14 protein-coding genes are annotated in these 20,912 nt (G+C 70.7%); 7 read left to right on the top strand and 7 right to left on the bottom strand.

Annotated features, from left to right (window positions below):
• Positions 1-12: 12 nt before the first annotated feature.
• From LG324_RS01160 to LG324_RS01140, 5 genes are all read right to left on the bottom strand, one after another.
• Positions 13-669: a hypothetical protein gene (locus tag LG324_RS01160; protein ID WP_404351029.1), complete on the bottom strand. Its 657-nt coding sequence runs from the start codon at positions 667-669 to the stop codon at positions 13-15.
• Entirely contained in the window at positions 666-2,612 is a 1,947-nt protein-coding gene (locus LG324_RS01155; protein WP_404351027.1) for a glycosyltransferase, read from the bottom strand. The genes LG324_RS01160 and LG324_RS01155 overlap by 4 nt, the downstream gene beginning before the upstream one ends.
• Complete coding sequence (locus LG324_RS01150) at positions 2,609-4,594, bottom strand: glycosyltransferase (protein WP_404351025.1); 1,986 nt, start codon at positions 4,592-4,594, stop codon at positions 2,609-2,611. Before LG324_RS01150 ends, LG324_RS01155 begins: the two co-directional genes overlap by 4 nt.
• On the bottom strand, positions 4,591-5,220 hold the full coding sequence (locus LG324_RS01145; RefSeq protein WP_404351023.1) for a hypothetical protein: 630 nt from the start codon (positions 5,218-5,220) through the stop codon (positions 4,591-4,593). Before LG324_RS01145 ends, LG324_RS01150 begins: the two co-directional genes overlap by 4 nt.
• Before the next feature lie 210 nt (positions 5,221-5,430).
• The gene (locus tag LG324_RS01140) at positions 5,431-7,320 is read right to left on the bottom strand and encodes a glycosyltransferase (RefSeq protein ID WP_404351021.1); all 1,890 of its coding nucleotides are present in this window, start codon (positions 7,318-7,320) and stop codon (positions 5,431-5,433) included.
• A 113-nt stretch (positions 7,321-7,433) separates the two neighbouring features.
• Between LG324_RS01140 and LG324_RS01135 the strand changes: the two genes are divergently transcribed.
• Together LG324_RS01135 and LG324_RS01130 are read left to right on the top strand one after the other, a co-directional pair.
• Complete coding sequence (locus tag LG324_RS01135; protein WP_404351020.1) at positions 7,434-8,555, top strand: SGNH/GDSL hydrolase family protein; 1,122 nt, start codon at positions 7,434-7,436, stop codon at positions 8,553-8,555.
• A gap of 153 nt (positions 8,556-8,708) precedes the next feature.
• Positions 8,709-11,387, top strand: coding sequence for a CDP-glycerol glycerophosphotransferase family protein (locus LG324_RS01130; protein WP_404351018.1), 2,679 nt, complete (start codon positions 8,709-8,711; stop codon positions 11,385-11,387).
• A gap of 45 nt (positions 11,388-11,432) precedes the next feature.
• On the opposite strand, the gene LG324_RS01125 is transcribed toward LG324_RS01130, so the two are convergent.
• The gene (locus LG324_RS01125) at positions 11,433-13,154 is read right to left on the bottom strand and encodes a stealth family protein (protein WP_404351016.1); all 1,722 of its coding nucleotides are present in this window, start codon (positions 13,152-13,154) and stop codon (positions 11,433-11,435) included.
• Between the two features lie 216 nt (positions 13,155-13,370).
• On the opposite strand from LG324_RS01125, the gene LG324_RS01120 reads away from it, so the two are divergent.
• From LG324_RS01120 to LG324_RS01100, 5 genes are read left to right on the top strand one after another with little or no spacing between them, the layout of a single operon-like run.
• Positions 13,371-13,847, top strand: a complete 477-nt coding sequence (locus LG324_RS01120; RefSeq protein ID WP_404351015.1) for a hypothetical protein — start codon at positions 13,371-13,373, stop codon at positions 13,845-13,847.
• Positions 13,844-14,650, top strand: a complete 807-nt coding sequence (locus tag LG324_RS01115) for a PP2C family protein-serine/threonine phosphatase (protein WP_404351013.1) — start codon at positions 13,844-13,846, stop codon at positions 14,648-14,650. Before LG324_RS01120 ends, LG324_RS01115 begins: the two co-directional genes overlap by 4 nt.
• Positions 14,651-14,662: 12 nt before the next feature.
• Positions 14,663-16,216 (top strand): FHA domain-containing protein, encoded by a 1,554-nt coding sequence (locus LG324_RS01110; protein ID WP_404351011.1) that lies wholly within the window; start codon positions 14,663-14,665, stop codon positions 16,214-16,216.
• Positions 16,213-17,670, top strand: a complete 1,458-nt coding sequence (locus LG324_RS01105) for a serine/threonine-protein kinase (RefSeq protein WP_404351009.1) — start codon at positions 16,213-16,215, stop codon at positions 17,668-17,670. Before LG324_RS01110 ends, LG324_RS01105 begins: the two co-directional genes overlap by 4 nt.
• 46 nt (positions 17,671-17,716) lie before the next feature.
• A complete protein-coding gene (locus tag LG324_RS01100; RefSeq protein ID WP_404351007.1) occupies positions 17,717-18,415 on the top strand; it encodes a hypothetical protein in 699 nt (232 codons plus the stop codon).
• Between the two features lie 14 nt (positions 18,416-18,429).
• Here the strand turns inward: LG324_RS01100 and LG324_RS01095 are convergent, their stop codons facing one another.
• Complete coding sequence (locus LG324_RS01095; RefSeq protein WP_404351005.1) at positions 18,430-20,811, bottom strand: M12 family metallopeptidase; 2,382 nt, start codon at positions 20,809-20,811, stop codon at positions 18,430-18,432.
• Positions 20,812-20,912: the final 101 nt, after the last annotated feature.

The raw sequence follows: 20,912 nt of genomic DNA, 5'->3' as shown, positions 1-20,912 counted from the left end.
ACGGTGGTCGAGTTACTGGGGGCCATCGTGCGTCACCTCTTTGAAAACGAGCTGTAGCCCGGTGGATTCGAGGATCTGGGAGAGGAGCTCGTGCTTCACCGGGATGACGGGCACCTCGACCTCCAGGACCTTGGCGTCGTAGTCCTCCGCGAATAAGACCCCGAAGGCCACGAGCGTCAACGCAAGGGCGTTGTCGCCTTCTAGGATTCGCGACAGCCAGGCGTTCGAGCTCACAACGCAACCCGTGGTCGTACTGAGGTATCCGCGGTACTCATCCGATCGCGCAAGAATCATCTCGAAGGTGTCCGGATGGTCCCTCGATGGGGACACGCGCTCGCCGTCCTTGGCGAGGCGGATCAAGAGTCGACCCGCCCCGGAGGGGATATCGGCAGGCTTCCATTCGACCTCGGTGGCCAAGGCCTCGAAGGGCTCGGCATACTCACGCAACAACGACGCCGTCAGGGGATACATGGGCCGCTCGGTCCGAAGCGGGCCGTTCACCCGGTCGAGGAACGGCAGGGCCGACGCCAGCCCCTCGCGGAACCTGTTCAGACGCTGCGGGGCCAGCTCGAGTGTGCGGGTCGGCAGCTGAGCTCGGCCGTCGTATTCCTCCGGCTCGGCCTGAAGGCAGGCCCGGCGGAAACGATCCATGGTGTAGGCGGTCTTCACGCCTCATCTCCCGACTCGTTGACAGTGATCTGTATGCGGTGAACTGCGTCGCTCTCGACGTGCCAGACCGGGCCGCCGTCGCCCGGGTCGAAGCGTGTCACCGTGGAATGTGGGAGTCCCGACTCGAGTGCCGCCGCAAGCAGAGCGGCCACGGGGTCACCAGAGGGCGGCGGGTGCTCGGAAGAGGCGTCGGTGCGGGGGGTGCCGGTCCAGCGGGTGATGGTGGTGTCGGGACGGGTGGTGATGAAGGCGCACTCTCGCCAGGTGGCGTCGGGGATATGGAAGAGGTGGACGTGGGAGCCGTCCGGGTTCTCCAGCTGCACGTGCGCAGCGCGGGGTAGGTGGGCGCGGATCGCCTGCGCTGCGTGGTCGCGATGCGTCTTGGCCGTGATGGTGCGGTGGACCAGGTGGTCAGGCAGGTAGGGCAAGATCTCGGCGTGCTGGGCCGGTGAGGGTGTGGGTGTGAGCTGGCTCTTGGCGGCTTCCTGTCCGGCCTCGTGCCATTCCTTGGCTGTGCTGCCGGTTCGCAGCCACGTGCCGTTGAGTTTGGCGCCTCGCCCTTGGAATGCGGAGTCGTGGCTGGTGATCTGTCCCGGGTGCACGCGGCGCAGGTTCATCACTGACCCGGAGTGGCGCAGCCTGATCCCGGAGCGGAGCATGCGCAGGCCGAGGTTGTTGTCCACCGCCGAGGTGAACGACTCGTCGTAGCGGAAGGCTCGCAGGACGTCGGTGCGGACCATCCAGGTCGGGTGTCCGGCGAAGCCGCCCTGGCGGTAGGCGCCCAAAAGGGTGGGGTACGGGTCGCCCCAGGAGGTGAGCTGTCCGGAGTCGTCGTCGAAGGTGACGAAGGATCCGACGCAGCCGTGCTCGCCGGCGTGGATGCGCTCGATGGATCGTTCGAGGCGCCACGGGGGCATGATGTCGTCGTCGTCCATGACGGCGGTGAACCAGCCACGGGCTTCGTCCAGTGCCCTGTTCCGTGCCTTCGAGATTCCGGCGTTGTCCTGGCGGAAATAGCGCAGGCGCGGGTCGTCGAACTCCTCGACCACGGCGTGCGTGTGGTCGGTCGAACCGTCGTCGACGACGACGACCTCGAACGACTGGACCGTCTGGCACAGCACGGAAGAAATCGCGGTGCGCAGCATGTCGGCCCGGTTCTGGGTCGAGATGGCGATGGTGACCAGCGGTTCGTCCATCGGGCGAGGCTCAGTCACGTTCCGCACGACCGACTTCGTCGCCTCGAAAAGGACGCGGTTGGCCGCGTACTCCGCCGCGAGCTTGGTGTCGTGCTTGGCCATGAGCCCGGGACGCTCGTGCCAGATGTGGTAGGCCCGGTGTTGTCCGGCACCGACCCACTTGATGCGATGGCCCAAAGACCGGACCCGACTCGAAAAGTCGTTGTCCTCGTAGCCGTACGTTCTCATGCGGGCCTCGTACCCGTTGGTCCGGATGAATGCGGAACGGGGGAAGAACAGCATGCCGACACCCCAACGGGGGTTGAGCTGCGAAGCCCGGTCGAACGCCTTCCACGAGGTGGCATCGGCTGTGACATCGTCGACGCTGATCTCGGGGCCCATGAACTGGCACTCGAAGGCCACGCACGTCTGTGGATCGAGGTCCATGATGGTTAAGGCGTGATTGACGGCTTCGGGTCCCCAGATGATGTCGGCGTCGGCTCCGAGGAAGTACGGGGCGCGAGCAGCGCGGAACCCGGCATTAAGAGCTCCCGACCTCGACCAGTGGTCGCTCGGTGTGTATACAACCGACGCTCCTTGGGAGTCTGCGACGTCGCGGGCTACGGCGGGGTCGTCGGATCCGAAGTCCGAGACGATGACCTCGACCGGGCGATTGGTGGAGGTGAGTAGGGACCGGATGGCCAAGGCGAGCCGCTCGGGGCCACGGTTGCGGAACGGGATGACGGCAGACAGGTCAGGAGTCGTCATGATGTCGGGTCCGTAGGTTCGATTGTGATGGCGAGAAGGCCACGCTCGTCTGTCGGGTTGCTGGAGTCGTAGGTCAACGCCTGCGTGAGGCTCGATTCTTCGATCGTCCTCGAGACGACCATGGTGATCGGGCTCCCCAAATCAGCGGTCCGGGCCCACCCCTCGATGATCTCGCCCCAGGCTGCGCCGTAGAGCTCAGATTCTGCCCGTGGGCTGTTCGCGACGTCGGTGCGGGGGGTGCCGGTCCAGCGGGTGATGGTGGTGTCGGGACGGGTGGTGATGAAGGCGCACTCTCGCCAGGTGGCGTCGGGGATATGGAAGAGGTGGACGTGGGAGCCGTCCGGGTTCTCCAGCTGCACGTGCGCAGCGCGGGGTAGGTGGGCGCGGATCGCCTGCGCTGCGTGGTCGCGATGCGTCTTGGCCGTGATGGTGCGGTGGACCAGGTGGTCAGGCAGGTAGGGCAAGATCTCGGCGTGCTGGGCCGGTGAGGGTGTGGGTGTGAGCTGGCTCTTGGCGGCTTCCTGTCCGGCCTCGTGCCATTCCTTGGCTGTGCTGCCGGTTCGCAGCCACGTGCCGTTGAGTTTGGCGCCTCGCCCTTGGAATGCGGAGTCGTGGCTGGTGATCTGTCCCGGGTGCACGCGGCGCAGGTTCATCACTGACCCGGAGTGGCGCAGCCTGATCCCGGAGCGGAGCATGCGCAGGCCGAGGTTGTTGTCCACCGCCGAGGTGAACGACTCGTCGTAGCGGAAGGCTCGCAGGACGTCGGTGCGGACCATCCAGGTCGGGTGTCCGGCGAAGCCGCCCTGGCGGTAGGCGCCCAAAAGGGTGGGGTACGGGTCGCCCCAGGAGGTGAGCTGTCCGGAGTCGTCGTCGAAGGTGACGAAGGATCCGACGCAGCCGTGCTCGCCGGCGTGGATGCGCTCGATGGATCGTTCGAGGCGCCACGGGGGCATGATGTCGTCGTCGTCCATGACGGCGGTGAACCAGCCACGGGCTTCGTCCAGTGCCCTGTTCCGTGCCTTCGAGATTCCGGCGTTGTCCTGGCGGAAATAGCGCAGGCGCGGGTCGTCGAACTCCTCGACCACGGCGTGCGTGTGGTCGGTCGAACCGTCGTCGACGACGACGACCTCGAACGACTGGACCGTCTGGCACAGCACGGAAGAAATCGCGGTGCGCAGCATGTCGGCCCGGTTCTGGGTCGAGATGGCGATGGTGACCAGCGGTTCGTCCATCGGGCGAGGCTCAGTCACGTTCCGCACGACCGAGCGGTCAGTTCGCAGGATGCGACGGTTGCGCTCGAGCGCCCGACTTGCCCACCCCAAGCGCTTCTCACGGTTCTGCAGAGTTGGGTGCCACACGTGGTAGACGCGCTCGTGGTGGGGGTGGCTCCACATGAAGATGGCACCCACGGACTGCAAACGCAGGCAGAAGTCCAGGTCCTCGACACCGTAGACACTGAGCCGCTGGTCGTACCCGCCCACCTTTGCGGCGAGAGCACGGGGGAAGAGCAGGACGCCATTGCCCCAACGGGAGTGCATCTGGGAGAGCGTCTGAAGCTCACCCCACGGGATCTGCTCGGCATCGTCGAGCAAGAAGCTGGTCAGTTCGGACGGTAGATCCCGCGTTTGGAATGCCAAGACGCTGTCGCTGCCCCCCTGACGGAGTCGCGACACAGCACTGGCGATCGACCCGGGAGCCCACACCATGTCCGCGTCCGCGCAGAGGATCCACTCGCCGCGAGCGATGGACAGGGCCCGGTTCATGACGACGGGCTTGTTCCAGTGGTTGGCGGGCGTTGATACGAGGATCGACCCGATGCGGTGGGAGGCGGCGGCGAGCTCGTCGAGGTCGGAGCTCCCACCATCGCTGACGATGACCTCGTACGTGAGGTCTCCACAAGCCGCTGTCAAAGTCGATGCGGCCAACTGCACTCGCCGCACGTCACGATCCCGGAAGGGGATGATGACCGTCAGGTCGATCACGGAGCGTGCTCCCGATGACCGCCGATGCTGACGTTGGGGAACGTCCCCTCTAGCGAGCTCCGGTAGACGGACTCGATCTTCGGGTAGGCGCTGGGATACAAGGTCACGTCCAAGCCGAGTTGCGCTCCGGCGATGGCGACGTGGAGCCGGTCGGTGTTGACCGACCCGTACTCCCGCAGGCGGTCATAGAAGCCGGCGGACGCCGAGAAGCCATCCCCCTCGAGGCTGAGATCGCGGTTGGCGGGGTCCTCGAACTGGGTGGAGGCCCGGTCACGTTCGCCGTCGTTCCGGAAGGCGCTGAGGTGGTTGAGTGGCGACCCGCCCTGCACCGGTTCCGGGGAGAGATAGAAGGCCATGTCGTGACAGAAGATGGCGTCGGAGCGATTGCCCAGAGAGTACGAGTTGTCCCTGGCGAACAGTCGTACCCCCTCCGTGGGTTCCGGCTCGGTCGGGGGCACGCCAAACGTTGTGGGCAGCACCGTGATCGACCTGACCTTCGACTTGAGAGAGGAGACCAACTCGGGTGTGGTGTGCCAGAACTCGCACCATCCACCTCCGCCCCCGACGAGAACGTGGCTTGCAGCGAGATTTCGGTGCTCCAAGATGCGTTCCCGTCGCAGCTCCACGTAAGCGAATCCGTGATGGGCCAGGAACGCACGGCTGCCTGCGTTGATGAGCGAGTCACCCCAGTTGCCAGGGGAAGGGCAGAAGATCAGAGGGGCGCCAGCAGCGTCATCACGGATGTACTGGGCGAGCCGCTTGAACTGGGGGGCATGCGATGAGCGGGGGGCGTGCATCGCGGTGATCACCCTTCTCGAAAATCGGCGGGCAGGTTGTCAGAAGAAGATGTGCCTGTCGGCACGGCCATAGAAAAGCACCCGCGCATTGGCCAGCAGTTCGGCCGACGACGTTCCCCAGGTGTGGCGCACCAAAGTATGCCGCATCTGGAGGAACGAGAAACGGTCGGCCGAGTAGACCCGGCCCCCGGCGGCGACGACGTCGCGCAGGAAACCCGTGTCCTCGCCGCGCCCGACGGCGGCGAACGGGTGGGCGCGGGCGACGTCGCACCCGGTGACGATCGTCGGACCCATCACGAGGTCGGTGTACCGGTGCTCGCGGTCCGGGAAGCGCAGGATCGTCACGTCCTGACCCTCGAGGTACATGTGGTGCGCCTGCTTGCCGACGACCTCCGCCCCCGAGAAGTCGAGCGCGTACAGCTGGTCGGACAGGTAGTGCGGGCCGTAGAGGTCGTCGTCGTCGACCTTGGCCACGACATCGCCGTCCGCCGCCGTGACGAGGCGGTTGAGGCACTCGCCCAGGGTCAGCCCGGCCGGTGCGGCGAGGGTGACGAGGTCCGTGACGCCGTGCGCGACGGCGCGCTCGGCCACGTCGGCGGGCAGGTCCCAGCCGTGCGCGAGGAGCACGACCTGGAGGTCGACGTCGACCTGCGCTCCGAGGGTGCTCAGGACGTGGTCGAGCTGCTGCGGGCGGTTGGTCGACACGAGGGCGCTGACCGTGGGCCGCGCGCGGCGCCGGGTGGCCATCCCGGTCGCGGCGAGCACGTCGTCGACGCGGTGGCCGTAGGTGTGGGCCGCCCAGATGCGCCGCTGGGCCAGGTGGACCGTCCGGTCGCGCATCTCCGGGCTGCCGACGAGGGCGCGCAGCGTCCACTCGGCCTCCTCGGGCGTCGCGACCCGCAGCACCTCGTCGCCCGCGAAGACCCGGTCGATCGCCGCGCTCGGCGTGGAGACGACGGGGGTGCCGCACGCGCTGGCCTCGAGGACCCGGCGGGCGCACATGCTCGGGCTGTCGACGACGGAGTTGACGTTGAGGACGACCTTGTAGGCCCGGGTCGCGGTGAGCATCCGGGCATAGTCGAGGGAGCCGACGACGCGGGCATCGAGCGGCGCGGGGAACTGGTAGCGCTCGTCCCCGCCGAGGTAGCGGGAGAAGATCTCGAGCCCGGTGGCCATCCGCGCCGAGACGCGCTCGGCGGCCCCGAGGAGCAGGTCCATCTGGGCGCGGCGCTCGGGGAACTTGTGGGCGAAGTACATCCCGCCGAACAACAGGTCGCGGGACTGGTGCTGGTCCGGGGGCAGGCGCACCGGGTTGTGCACCGCCGGCTGGGCCGCGAACGGCAGCAGCCCGACCCGCTCGTGCCCGAGGTCGCGGCGGTAGGCCGGAAGCCGGCCCTCGTCGGTCGTGAGGACGTGGTCGAACAGCCGCGCGGTGGCGAGGAAGTCGTCGTAGTGGGCCGGGTCCTCCTTGTTCCAGAAGACCGTCGGGACGCCCTGATCGCGGCACCACGCCACCAGCTCGACCAGCGCCGGCCGCGGGGCGCTCGGGCCCGCGAGGTGGTACTGCCAGGCGTCGCCGTTGCCGTGCCAGGCCGACTCGACGAAGAGCAGGTCGAGGGGTCGCGGCTCCACCACCTGCGCCCGCCAGCCCTGCGGGGTCAGGGCCACTTGGTCCCACTCGTAGCGGTAGGCCAGGGCCGAGAAGTCGTCGAGGACGACGCCGACCCGCAGGTCCGGGCGCCGGGGAGCGCGCTCGGGCAGCGGCCAGGGCGGCACCTCGAGCCCGTCCGGCCCCACGTGCACCGAGCCCTCGAGGCGGGCCGCGTCGAGGCGGCGGCGCTTCAGGTGGCGGCGGGCCTGGCCCAGACCACCCCGGCGGACGTGCCAGAGGAGGCGCCGCAGGTCCTGCGATCGGCCGGCCCGTCGCACCGTGTCCTCCACCCGTCGGACGGGTGCGGCCCGTGTGGCTCCACCCCGGGTGATCAAGGGTAGAGGAGACCGACCGGCTGTGGCCGGAGGGGCTGGTGCTGCACAATTGACGTGTGAATCGCTTCCGGGGGACCGATGTCGCGCTCGGCCTCGTGGCCGTCGCGGTGAACATCGGGCTCGTCGTGGGCGTCGTCGCCATGACCAGCAACCGCGAGACCCCCGAGGCGGAGGCGACGGTGGCGGTGTCGCCGTCGGCCAGCCCCTCGACGAGCACGACCGTCGACCCGACCGAGGCGCCCTCGCCGCCGAGCGCTCGCAGCCTCATCACCAGTGGCGAGCCAGTCAGCCTCGCCGTCCTCGGTGACCAGACGAGCGACGGCGACGCCGAGTGGGTCGGGGTCATGGCCGCCCTCCTCGGGCAGGACCACCGGGTGGAGCTGCGCGGCCTCGACCCCTCGGACCCGACGGTCTATGCCAAGGAGCGCTCCTACGGCTCCTCCGGGTCGAAGATCTCCATCCGCAACGCCAGCCGCGCCGGGGTCAAGGCCGACTACGCCGCGCCCCGGCTCCCGCTGCTGGTGCCCGTCGAGGCCGACCTGGTCATCCTCAACTACGGCCGCAACGACTCCGCCGACAAGGTCGCCGACCGGCTCGAGAAGACGGCGAAGGCCGTCCGCCGGCAGCTGCCGCAGGCCCGGGTGCTCGTCACGCTCCAGGCGCCGACGGCCGGCGACGGCCAGCAGGACGTCCGCGAGGCGGTCAGCGACTGGGCGGAGGAGTCGGACCTGCCGACCCTCGACATCGCCGCCGCCTTCGAGGACACCGGCCGGGCCGACTCCTACGTCTCCGGCCGCGACCCCCTCGTGATGTCCAGCGCCGGCGACGAGCTGTGGGGCCGCGAGGTCTACCGGCTCCTCACCGGCAAGGAGGCCGCCACGCCGGACGCCCCGCAGCCCTCGCAGACCACGGAGGCCGGCACCCCCGCGGGCAGCGGCACCACCGGCGGGACGGGGACCGGCGGTGGCACCGGGTCGGTCGCCCCGCAGCCGGAGCCGTCGAACGTCGACCCGACCCCCACCGGCGGGACGACGCCGAGCGCGGACCCGACCCCGACCACCCCGCCGCCGGCCACGGACCCGCCGCCGAGCACGCCGGAGCCGACGACCACGGACCCGGCCACCACGGAGACCGACGCCTGGCTCCCGGGGCCGACGCCCGCGTCCGCGGCGGTCTGACCCGGGACCCGGTCCCGAGCGCACCTTCGCGAGGGGCACCTCGGGCCTGTGCGACACTGACGCCCGATCTGGGGTCAGCGACACCTGCCGAACGCCGTCCGGGCGTGGGGTGAGCAGGTGCGCTGCGGAGAGAGGACGCAGGTGGAGACGCAGGTGAGGCGCCCGTTCGGGGCGGTCGTCGCGGTGTACGGGGTGGAGAAGTACGTCCAGGCGTTCCTGGATTCGCTCGAGCAGCAGACGGTTCCCCTGGAGGACATCGACCTGGTGTTCGTGGACGACGAGTCGCCCGACGCCTCCGGCGCCATCATCCAGCAGTGGATCGACACCCGCGCGCCGCACGCGCGGCTCTTCCGCCAGCCCAATGGCGGTCCGGCGTCGGCCCGCAACCTCGGCCTGCGGCACGTCGATGCCGACTGGGTCCACTTCCCGGACCCCGACGACATGCTGGACCCCGAGTTCTACGCCTCGGTCCGACCCTGGGTGACCGGGCGTCGGGGCCGCGCCGTGGACCTCGTGAGCACTCCGCAGATCTTCCTGTCGGACCGCACCGGCGAGCTCTCCGACACCCATGCCCTGCGACGGAAGTTCCGCGGTGGGTCGCAGCTGGTCAACCTCGAACGGCACCCCGAGTACATCCACCTGCAGTCGGGCAGTGCGCTCTACCGACTCGACCGCATCCGCGAGCACGGGCTCGAGTTCCCGACGGACGTGCGCCCCAACTTCGAGGACGCCTTCTTCACCGCCCTCTACCTCGGGCTGCGCGAGGCCCCCACGCTCGCCGTGGTCCGCGAGGCCCGCTACCTCTACCGGCGACGCGACGACGGCAGCTCACTCATCCAGAGCAGCTGGCGCAACCCCGACAAGTACCTGCTCCTCCCGCGGGTGGGGTATCTCCGGCTCGCGGAGCGACTGGCGTACGAGTCCGGCGAGCTGCCGCTCTGGGCGCAGACGCTGCTCCTCTACGACCTCCTGTTCTACTTCCGGGAGGACGCACGCACCTACGGTCAGACCGGGTGGCTCGACACCGAGACGGCCCAGGAGTTCCTCCGGACCGTCGCGGCGATCCTGCAGCACGTCGCCGACGAGACCATCGAGTCCTTCGCGCTGGTGCCCACGAGCCGCGAGCTGCGGCTGGCCTTGGTGATGGGCCTGCGCGGCAGCTACTCCACCTCCGACGTCGCCCTCTCCTTCCTGGACCGCAAACGCGAGCTCGTCCGCGTCACCTACTACTTCGCGGGCGAGCGGCCGGTCGAGGAGTTCCGGGTGCGGGGACGGGTCGTGTCCCCGCGGCACGCCAAGGACAGGGCCGTGCAGTTCTTCGGGCAGACGCTCATCAGCCAGCGCATCGTGTGGTTGCCGGCCAACGGGACGATCCGGATGACGCTCGACGGCCGTCCCGTGCCGCTCGACATCGGTCAGTCCCCGGATCCGGTCTACACCGCGCGACCCGTCGTGTACTGGCGCAAGCTGGCCAACTCACGACCCCCGGAGCCGTCCCCGACGGCCTCTCCCCGGCCGGCCCCGCGCACGGGCGGACCGCGACGCCGGGCCCTGCGCCGTGCCAAGGCGTCCGCGCGGCTCGGCCTGCAGACCGTGGAGAGGTACGGGAAGTCCGTGGAGGGATGGGCGCACGAGCTGCGCCTGGAGATGTCGCCGACCCGTCGTCAGGAGAGGGCGGACCGCCTGGCCGTCCGGATCGCCCGCACGAAGCGGGTGCGGACACGCTACGAGGACGCCTGGATCCTCATGGACCGGGACGTCCAGGCCGGGGACAACGCGGAACACCTCTACCGATGGTTGATGCACAACACCCCCGCCACCAACTCGTGGTTCGTCCTCCGTCGCGACTCCAGCGACTGGGACCGGCTCCGGCAGGAGGGGTTCCGCCTCGTCGCGCACGGTAGCCGCGAGCACGTGCTGCTCGCCCAGAACGCCACGAAGCTCATCTCCTCGCACCTGGACTGGTACGTCCTCCAGCCGTTCCAGCGCGAGGCCCTGCGCAGGGGCGGCTGGCGCTTGGTCTGGCTGCAGCACGGCGTCACCAAGGACGACCTGTCGCGGTGGGTCAACCCCAAGCCGATCACGCTCATGATCAGCGCGACGACGGCGGAGCAGGACTCCTTCGTCGCGGACGGCACGCCCTACGAGTACACGACACGTGAGGTCAAGCTGACCGGCTTCCCGCGACACGACCGCCTCGGCGAGCTCGGGACGCGCTCGGAGAAGCGTCGTCTGCTGGTGTGCCCCACCTGGCGACGCTTCCTCGTCCGGCCCGACTCGACGCCGGAGGAGCGGCTCGCCGAGTTCAAGCAGTCGGACTACGTCCGGGCGTGGGAAGGCCTGCTCAACGACGACGAGCTGCGCGCGGTGTGCGAGGAGAACGGGCTCACGCTGACCTTCATGCCGCACCCCAACATGGCCGGGTTCCTGTCGGAGTTCGCCGTCCCGGACCACTGCGAGGTCCGCGCCTACGCCTCGACCGACATCCAGGAGATGATGGCGGGCTCGGCCCTGCTCGTCACCGACTACTCCTCGCTCGCCTTCGACATGGCGTACCTCGACGCCGCGACGGTCTACTTCCAGTTCGACGCCGAGGAGTTCTTCTCCGGGGTCCACCCCTACCGCAGGGGTTACTGGTCCTACGAGGACGACGGCTTCGGTCCCGTGACGCAGACCACGGCGGAGACGACCGACGCGGTGGTCGCGCTCCTCCGGGACGGGGTGCCTCCCGGGTACGTCGAGCGGATGCAGGCGACGATGGCGCTGCGCGACGGTCAGGCGTGCGCGCGCGTCCATCGCGAAATCCTGGCCCTGGACCGGGCCGACCGCTGACCCGCCCCGCTGCGCGACCACGTCGAGGCGGGGCGGTCGCCCGGCTCAGTCGCGCTCGAAGGAGCTCTTGAGGGGGAAGTAGGCCTGGAGGAAGTTGCGGACGATCTTCGCCTGCGCGGCGGGGTCCATCCCGCTGGAGTCGTGGTCGTTGAGGCAGAAGACGTCGAAGTTGCGTTCGTCGAGCAGCCCGGTGAGGCGCGCGGGCGTGTCGTCCTTGGCGATGTCGGCGTAGAAGTAGCGCAGCCGGCCGGGGACGGCCCGCCCGGTGAGGTAGCCGTAGTAGTGCCCGAGCGAGGCGGCGACCGAGAGGTCCATCGGGCTGCGGAACTGCGCGCAGGAGGTGGCGCGGAACTCGTCGGCGAAGCGCTGCTCGAGGTCGGTCATCGTCGAGCGGCGCAGCGCGTGCGGGACGTGCCAGAACTTGTTGGCGATGGTCACGCCGTACGCCCCGGCGAGCAGGTCGCGGTTGCGCTTGGCGGCGCTCATCACCGGGGCGTCCTCGGCCGAGGGGTGGCCCAGGCCGATCTTCGCCTTCGACATGTGGAACGTGCTCAGCCCGTTGGCCACGAAGAAGTGCGTGGGGCTAACCGGGCGTGCGAAGAACACGTCGTCGTTGAGGTAGAGGTACTGCTCGCTCAGGCCCTCGATGTGGTGCAGCTGGGTCTCGATGGCGTGCGAGTTGAACGTCGGCAGCCGGCCGCGGTCGCCGAACAGCTCGCGGTGCGACACGACGGTGACGCGCGGGTTGTCGGTGTCGAGCCACTCCGGGACCTGGTCGTCGGTCACGAGGTAGACGTGGCGCACCCAGTCGGCGTACATGTCGAGCGAGCGCATCGAGAAGCGCAGCTCGTCGCGGGAGACGAAGCGGCTGGGGTTGGTCGCCAGGGCGTGCAGCTCCCCGGCGTCGCCGCCGCGGGCCTCGAGGGTGCGGGCCTTGCGCTCCAGCCAGGCCGGGTCGCTGCCGTCGACCCACGTGTAGACGACGTCGACCGGGAACTGGACGGACTGGACGTGGGGGTACCGGACCGAGGCGAGGGTCGGCCGCTCGGTGTCGCCGATGCGCCGCGGCGTCGTCTCCTGCTCGTCGGGGGTGATGAGGTCGATCCAGCGGTTGACGCGGGGGGCGACGAGCGTGCCGGCCGGGATCGGCTCGCCGTTCTCCGCTGCGGGCCGGTCCGAGGAAGCCACCGGCCAGAACTCGAGGTCGCAGCCGAGCGCCGGACCGCCGATGAAGCGGCCGTCCGGGCTCGCGTACGCGCGGAAGACCCGGACGACTTTGGCCCGGCGCGGGAGCGTCTGCGGGCGCACGACGCGGACGCCGCGCACCTGCTGGCCCCCGACCCGGCCGACGTAGACCACGTCACCGCGGCACGCGGCCGCGAGCGCCCTGAGGGCCTGCGCCCGGTTCGGCTGCCGGACGACGACGACGCGGCGGGTGCCCGGCTCGGCGTCGAGGACGAAGTAGGGGACGTCGGCCGCCTCGAGGGCGTCGGCGACGACCGCGAGGTTGGCGTCGAGCACGTCGCCGGCGCGGAAGGACTCGACCTGCTTGGCGACGTAGACCTGCCCGGCGACGGTCACCGCGCTCCAGCCGCGGCGGTGCTGGGCGACGCGCGCCTTGGCGGAGGTCTCGCGCAGGTCCCGCACGGCCCGCTGGGGGAGCGTGCGCCCGTTGGCGACGTCGCGGATCTGGCGCCAGACCGGGTCGGGGACGTGGGCGCGGACCCACTCGCGGGCGGGCACGGGAACGGCTCGGGCCAGGCGCATGCCGGACTGCTCCTCTCCCCCGGGTGGTGACCTGCGCCGTCACCCCGACGACGCGCGCCCATGATAGGCGGTCGTTTGGCCTGCGACCGCCCGGGTCAGGGGCGTGCCGCGAGGGCGTCGTCGACCGACCGCCGGGGAGCGCTCCCCATCGTCGGGGTCGGCGGCGCGGTCTAGGCTCGGTCGGTCACCTGCCGCCGTCCGAGGGGGAACCGTCTGATGCCCGTGGTCGCGTATCCCTCCCGGGTCCGCCCGGCGCCGCCCGCGCTGCGGCTCGAGGTCCCCGACGGCTGGTCGTGCCCGCCGCCCGGGGACGCGCTCGTCCGCGTCGTCGGCCGGGGCAGCGCCGGTGACGAGGTCGTCGTCGAGGTCCGGCACCGGGTCGAGGCGCCGGACGCCGTCGCCGGGACGGTCGCGTCCTCCGTCGCCACGGCGGCCGCCGGCGCATCGGGGGAGGTCGAGGAGGTGTTTCTCGTCGAGATCGCCGACCGCGAGTGGACCGCGCACAACGTCTCTCGCGACGACGCCGACGGCGCCGTCGTCGAGGTGCACCTCGTGGCCGTGGTCGGTGCCGACGACGACGCCGTCTCGGCGGTGCACGTGCGCGGCCGGGTGTCGGGCGAGGGCCTGGACGACGACTACGACCTCCTCCAGCAGGTCCTCGAGTCCGTCGTCGTCGACGGGGTGGACGCGTGAGGGCCGGGCGGGTGCTGCGCGGCAGCTCGATGCTCGTGCGCTCCGGGCGGGCCACCGACGTCGGCCGGGTGCGCGAGCACAACGAGGACAGCGTCATCGCGGCCAGCCGGGTGTTCGCCGTGGCCGACGGGATGGGCGGCCACGCCGCCGGCGAGGTCGCCTCCCGCATCGTCGTCGAGACGCTCGGCGAGCTCGAGGAGCACCCGCCGACCAGCGCCGACGACGTGAGCGCCGCGCTGCGCGAGGCGAACCGGCGCATCCTCGACACCGTCGGTGCCGACCCCGCGAAGCGCGGCATGGGCACGACGGCGACCGGCGTCGTGGTCGTCGACACCGGCGGGCGTGAGCAGTGGGTCGTCTTCAACGTCGGCGACTCCCGGGTCTACCGGCTCGCCGACCACCGGATGCACCAGGTGACGCGCGACCACTCCGAGGTGCGCGAGCTCGTGGACGCCGGGCTGCTCGACCCGTCGGAGGTCGCGACGCACCCGCTGCGCAACGTCATCACGCGCTCGCTCGGCACCGACCCCGCGCCCCGCGTGGACGTGTGGGTGATGGCTCCGACGCCGGGGGAGCGGTTCGTCATCTGCAGCGACGGGCTGAGCAACGAGCTCGACGACCGGGACATCATGGTGCTGGCGCGCCAGTACGCTGACCCCCAGACAGCAGCCGACGAGCTCGTCGGTGCCGCCGTGCGGGCCGGGGGACGCGACAACGTGTCCGTCGTGGTCGTGGCCGTCGACCCCGGAGAGGACGACGACGACGCGGACACCGCACCGCGCGCCGGCCTGCACCGACCCTGACAGGAGCCGACCGTGACCGACGTGCGAACCTCGGTGCCGGACGGCTTCGTCGAGGTGCGGGGGGCCGACGTCGTGGCCGTCGTCGAGGTCGCCGACCGGCACCGCGAGGCCCTGGAGAACGCGGCCTCCGAGGGGATGCTCCAGCTGCTCGACCTGCTCTGCTCGCGCGGGCTGCTCGTCATGCCGGCGTTCGCGCTGGCCACCGCGCACGGTGACGGGGTCCGGGTGCTCTTGCGTGGCGTGGCCACGGCGGCGCTGCCGGACGGCTCGGTCGTCGGTGCCGAGGACCGGCTGCCCTGGCGCGAGGTCGTGCTCGAGGCGCCGGCGTCCGACGTCGTGCTCTCGGCGGTGCTGCCCGAACCCGAGGTCGCCCGTGGGTGGCGCCGGCCGGCCCGGCTGCGCGCCGGCACGGTTGCCGCCGTCCTCCCGGTGCCCGAGCCGGGGGCGGAGGTCGGGCCCGAGGTCGAGGACGTGCAGGAATCGTCGAATGTGTCGATTCCTGACCACGCCGAGCCGGAGCCGGAGGTCGGGCCTGAGCTCGAGAGCGTGCAGGAATCGTCGGATGTGTCGATTCCTGACCACGCCGAGCCGGAGCCGGAGGTGGGGCCTGAGCGCGAGGACGTGCAGGAATCGCCGGATGTGTCGCTCGATGCACAGGCTGCCTCCGAGTCCGAGTCCGAGTCCGAGTCCGAGTCCGAGTCCGAGTCCGAGCCCGAGCCCGAGCCCGTCGTGCCCCCGGCCGACCTCACGCTCCCCCCGCCGGAGGACTCCGCCGGGCAGACCCCGGCCGAGCGGGTGCCCGCCTCCCCGCCGCCGGACCGGACGATCATCGACTCCGTGCCGTGGCGCCGCTCCGGCGGAGCGCCCCCGGAGGCCGCCGCAGCGGCTCCGCCCGTCCCCCCGCCGCCGCCCGCCGGGCCGCCGCCCCCGCCGGTTGAGCGCACGGTCGTGCCCGAGCCGGAGCCCGAGCACCACGCCGAGCCAGAACCCACCCCCGACCCCGAGCCGGTCCCGGCGCCGGTCGCGACCCCCGTCCCGGACGCCGCCCCGGAGGTGACGACCGCGCGCGCCGCGCTGCCCCGGCACGACGAGGACCTCGACCGCCCGGTCGTCCTCGCCGTCCTCTGCCCCGCCGGGCACCACTCACCGCCGCACGCCGGCCGGTGCCGCACCTGCCGGCGCGAGATCCCGCCGCAGCAGCCGACCCCCATCCCGCGCCCGACCCTCGGCGTCCTGCGCATCTCGACCGGCGGCTCGGTGCCGCTGGACCGCGGCGTCCTCCTCGGGCGCTCGCCGCGCGTCAACGAGGAGCTCCCGGCGGCGCAGCGTCCCCATCTCGTGCGCGTCGGCGGCGTCGACCGCGACATCAGCCGCAACCACGCCGAGGTCGTCCTCGAGGGCTGGCACGTCCTCGTCCGCGACCTCGGGTCGACCAACGGCACCACGGTCGCGCTGCCCGGCGAGGAACCGGTGCGCCTGCGGCCGACCGAGGACCAGGGCATCGAGCCCGGAGCCGTCATCACCCTCGCCGACGAGGTCTCGCTGACCTACGAGGTCGAGGGATGACCCCAGCCGACGCCCCGGTCATCCCGGGCCTGACCTTCGTGCGCCCGCTCGGCTCGGGCGGGTACGCGGACGTCTACCTCTACGAGCAGCAGTCGCCGCGGATGAACGTCGCGGTCAAGGTGCTCAAGCGCCAGGGCCTGACGGCGAGCATCCGGCGGCAGTTCGTCGACGAGGCGAACACGATGGCCCAGCTCGCCGACCACCCGTACATCGTCCAGGTCTTCCGGTCCGAGCAGACGGCCGACGGCGGCGCGTACCTCGTCATGAAGTACTACCCGCCGCCGAACCTCGCGCAGCGGGCCAAGGCGGAGCGGCTCACGGTCGAGGAGGTGCTGCGCACCGGGATCCAGCTGGCCAGCGCCGTCGAGACCGCGCACCGGGCCGGCATCGTCCACCGTGACATCAAGCCGGCCAACGTGCTCGTCAGCCAGTACGGGCAGCCGGGGCTCACCGACTTCGGCATCGCGGGGCGCGGCGGCCACGCCGAGGACGTCGACGAGGACGTGGGCGTCTCCGTCCCGTGGTCGGCGCCCGAGGTGCTCTACGGGATGTCGAACGGCGACGCCCGCAGCGACGTCTACTCGCTGGCCGCGACCCTGTGGCACCTGCTCGTGGGGCGCTCGCCGTTCGAGCAGCCGGGCGGCGACAACTCCGCCTACGCGCTGATGCCCCGCATCCGCGCGACGCCGGTGCCCGCCACCGGCCGGGCCGACGTGCCCGTCTCGCTCGAGCGGCTGCTCGCGCACGCGATGGCCAAGAGCCCGGACGGCCGCCCGCAGAGCGCGATCGAGCTGGCGCGCGGCCTCCAGGCCGTCGAGCGCGAGCAGCGGCTGGCCCCGACCGCGGTGGTCGTCCTCGACGAGCAGGGCAACACGACGGTCGCCGAGTCGCCGGCCGCGCGAGGCACCGACGACCACGACCGCACGAGCATCCGCGCGGTGTCCGTCCCCGCCCCGGCGGCCCCGGCGCCCGCGGCTGCGCACCCGGACGACGACGAGGACGACGACGCCCCGACGACCGTCAGCGGCGGCGTCGTGCTCGGCGTGCTGGCGGCGCTCGTCGCCGTCACGGTCGGGGTCGTCGTGTGGGCCCTCGGCCGCGGTGACGAGGAGGCCGCGCCGACCCCGAGCGCCGCCGGGACGCTGACGCGCACCGCCGCCCCGAGCCGGGCGGTCGACTACCCCGAGCAGCCGGCCATCGACGCGCGCGGTACCGATGCCGGAGTCACGTTCTCCTGGAACTACGTCGGCGCCGAGAGTGGTGACTTCTTCCGGGTCCGGTTGGCGGACACCGAGGGTGGGGTGGCGGATGCCGAGATCATCACGGTCAAGGACGGTCCGCGCTACACCGCGAAGGCGGGCTCGGGGCAGACGGTGTGCGCCCAGGTGCAGGTGTCGCGGAGCTCCGGCGTGACGTCCCCCCTCTCGCCCGTGCGCTGCGAGACCGCGCCGTGACGCCTAGCCTGTCGATGCCGACTTCCCTGCGAGAGAGGACGACCCGATGGGGGTGACCGTCGACTACTGCGGCGAGCTGTACGTGGCGCCGGAGGACCGCCCGATGACGATCGGCCGGGTGGCCGACGTCGAGGTCGACGACAACCCGTACCTGCACCGCGTCTTCCTCCAGGTGCACCACGAGCACGGGCTCTGGTGGCTGACCAACGTCGGCTCGACCCTCACCGCCACGGTCGCCGACAAGAAGGGGCTCTTCCAAGCGTGGCTGAGCCCCGGCGCGCGCATCCCGCTCGCGCTCGAGGCGTTCACCGTGTGGTTCACCGCCGGGCCGACGACGTACGACTTCGACGTGCTCGTCGACGACACCCCGTTCGTGTCGGTCGAGACCGCGGCGGAGCCCGAGCCGGAGGACTCCGGCGCGCAGACGACCGTCGGCCGGATCTCGATGACCCCGGACCAGAAGCTGCTCGTCGTCGCGCTCTGCGAGAGCTTCCTGCGCACGACGTACGCCGGTGGGGGACAGATCCCCTCGTCCGCCGACGCCGCCGCGCGCCTGGGCTGGACCACGACCAAGTTCAACCGCAAGCTCGACAACGTGTGCCAGAAGCTGGCGGACGCCGGGACGCGCGGGCTGCACGGTGGCCCGGGCAAGCTCGCGAGCAATCGCAAGGCCCGGCTCGTCGAGCACGCCCTCTCGACCCGGATGGTCACCGAGGTCGACCTGCGCCTCCTCCCCGAGGGGTGAGGCCGGCTTTCGCCTCAAGGAAGACGCAGCCCGACGATCGCCACATTCACCCGATGGTTGCCGACACCAGTCCACGCCACGACGAGGGCGTGGCTGGTCAGTCGACCGATCCCGGTCGCGAAGCCTGCGAGGGCGGGTGCGTGCTCTGAACGTTCGCCCGACACGTGCTTCTGGCTGAAGGTACCTCCAAGGTCGGGCGAGGTGATGACGTTGAGGTAGTCGTTGCCCTTCCCCCTCCATCCGAGGCACAGCCAAGGTCCTACGCACGCCACGGAGGGTCCGGTGACAGGATCGCAACGTTCGTCGAGCGTCGTCGGAGAGCCGAGGCCGAGCGAACCTGAGGACGTCTGGACGGCGGCGACGTTTAGGGCGTCGTTACCCACACCCTTCCAAGCGAGAAACGCCCGGCCCTCGGTGTCACAAGCCACCGAGGGTGCTGCGTCGGACCTCTGCAGCGTGATGTCTCTGGCCAGGATCGCACCACGGTCGTCGAGGAGGGCGACATTGAGCCGCTCGTCCGTGCCGGTCCACGCCAGGAGGTATCCTCCGCCGCACCGTGCGATGGCCGGAGCAAACTCCGACCGATCGGGAAGCACGACCTTCCAGCGGACAGCCATGTCACCGAGGCTCGCAACCGAGAGATTCTCGTTACCAGCACCGCGCCAGCACATCGTCGACAGCGCGAGGCTGGGACCCGCGGCCGAGCGCTCCGGCAGCCGGTACGGTGGCCAAGGAGCTCCGGGCCTCAGGTCGGCACCCGTGAGCCGTGCCGGTGGAGCCCCAGGTGTGGACGTCCACGGCACCGGGGCGCCGAACGTCGGGAAGAGCGTTCCCCCGGGACGGTAAATCAGCTCGAGCGGAACGCCGACGACGCTGAGGTCATCGCTCCCGTCGTCTCGCCACGCTATGGCCACACCTTCACCGGCGCCGAGTTGGGACACCGCCGGTGATGACGGTGTGGTGAAGGGGAGGGTCAGGACACTGGTCATCGGGTATGCGAGTTGGAGCGTCCGGATGTCCAGCGGGCTGAAGGCTGCGGATGGGGCGGGCCCTGGTCCTGTTGGGAGTGGTTGCAGACGCGGACCTGTGGGGTAGTGCATCGTGGACTGGAGGTCGTACGCCTCACATTTCTGCGCGTCGTCCACGACCTCGTAGTTGTTTCGGTACTCCGAGTCGTCTCTGGGCCCGATGACCTGCACGAAGAGGTCGCGATCGCTCCTCTGCTGCTCGTGGAAGAGGCCCAGAGCGTGCCCCACCTCGTGGATGAGTGCCTCATCGCCCAGCGCGCTAACAGGCGCCACGTTCAGGTTCGTGTTCCCCGAGCCAACCCATGCCACGGCTAGAGAGGCCGCGCCGCCGTCACCAACGATCGCTGGCGCCGCTGAGGTGCTGGCGTGGCTCGTCCGCCCGTGTTGCCACAGTTGATTCACGCGGACTGGGCCGTCTCCCGGCACGTCCCTGACCCGGCCGATGGAGATGGCGCCGTCCTGACTGCGCCACGAGGCGAAGAGTTGCGGGCGGGGTCCAGGCATGGTGACGGCGGATGCGAGACTGACCGGGCCGTCTGTGCGCTCGTCGGTCGTAGACTTGCCGATGAAGTTGATGCCGCCTTGAGGGCGAACCATCACGTTGACCCGGTCGTCGAGGCCACGCCATGCGAGGTACAGTGCGCTGGCGTGCGAGCAGAGTGTCGGCATCGACCGGCTGGTCTCCGGAAGCACCGCTGTGATGGTGACGCGACCGCTCGTCGGTGACGTCCGCAGGAGGTCACCCATGACGATGCGACCGTCGCCATCGCACCACGCCAGCTCTTCGCGGCCCGCGTGGTGGGCGATGGCCACCCCTGTACTCGTGGCCAGTGCGTCCGAACCCACGATGCCGGTCGCGAGAGACAGCCGCGTCGGCAAAGGGAGAGGACCTCCGACGCTCGCGCCTGCCGACGCGAGAACCGCCACGTGCCCGTCTATCACTGTCGCGCACAACACGGAAAGCAGGTCGGGGGCGTTGAGAGTTGGCGATCGACGTACGGCGAGGGTCGGGGCTTCCTCGCAACGGAGGGTGATCGTGACCTTATCGGAGAGTCCCGGTCCCGGGCCCGGGCGGCCGATATTGAGCCAGGCGTTGCCCTCGCCGCGCCAAGCCATCAGCAGGTGCGTGCCCGCGCCATCGACGTGCTCAACGGCGAGGGCGGGTGGATCCTCGCTGGTGTCGGTGTATGTAGTGACCCGCTCGATGTCGACAACCAGGTCAGCGATGGCGCAGCGAAGGAACTGCTCCCCTCCCAGTCGACCGACGGCGGACGAGGGTCTGTCTGCGACCCTGATGAAGCGCAGGTAGTCCGCCTCCCCGGTGCGCGCGACCATTCGTATCCCGGTCGTGGCTGCGAGGTACTCCACGACGCGGTCGATTCCGCGTCGTGCGGGTGATCCTGCGGGAAACTGCGTCTCGTCGAGCGTGTACGGCAGCGTGGCGTGGGGCCAGCGTCGTCGGTGATCAG

It is taken from the genome of Phycicoccus jejuensis (assembly GCF_044797865.1).
Classification (GTDB): Bacteria; Actinomycetota; Actinomycetes; order Actinomycetales; family Dermatophilaceae; genus Phycicoccus; species Phycicoccus jejuensis.
The sequence above is the reverse complement of the archived record's forward strand: the minus strand, read 5'-3'. Positions and strand labels throughout refer to the sequence as shown.

Bases quoted from the DNA above. Each gene is read 5' to 3' on its own strand.
- LG324_RS01105 (WP_404351009.1), top strand. From the start codon at position 16,213: ATGACCCCAGCCGACGCCCCGGTCATCCCGGGCCTGACCTTCGTGCGC.
- LG324_RS01120 (WP_404351015.1), top strand. From the start codon at position 13,371: ATGCCCGTGGTCGCGTATCCCTCCCGGGTCCGCCCGGCGCCGCCCGCG.
- LG324_RS01100 (WP_404351007.1), top strand. From the start codon at position 17,717: ATGGGGGTGACCGTCGACTACTGCGGCGAGCTGTACGTGGCGCCGGAG.
- LG324_RS01125 (WP_404351016.1), bottom strand. From the start codon at position 13,154: ATGCGCCTGGCCCGAGCCGTTCCCGTGCCCGCCCGCGAGTGGGTCCGC.
- LG324_RS01155 (WP_404351027.1), bottom strand. From the start codon at position 2,612: ATGACGACTCCTGACCTGTCTGCCGTCATCCCGTTCCGCAACCGTGGC.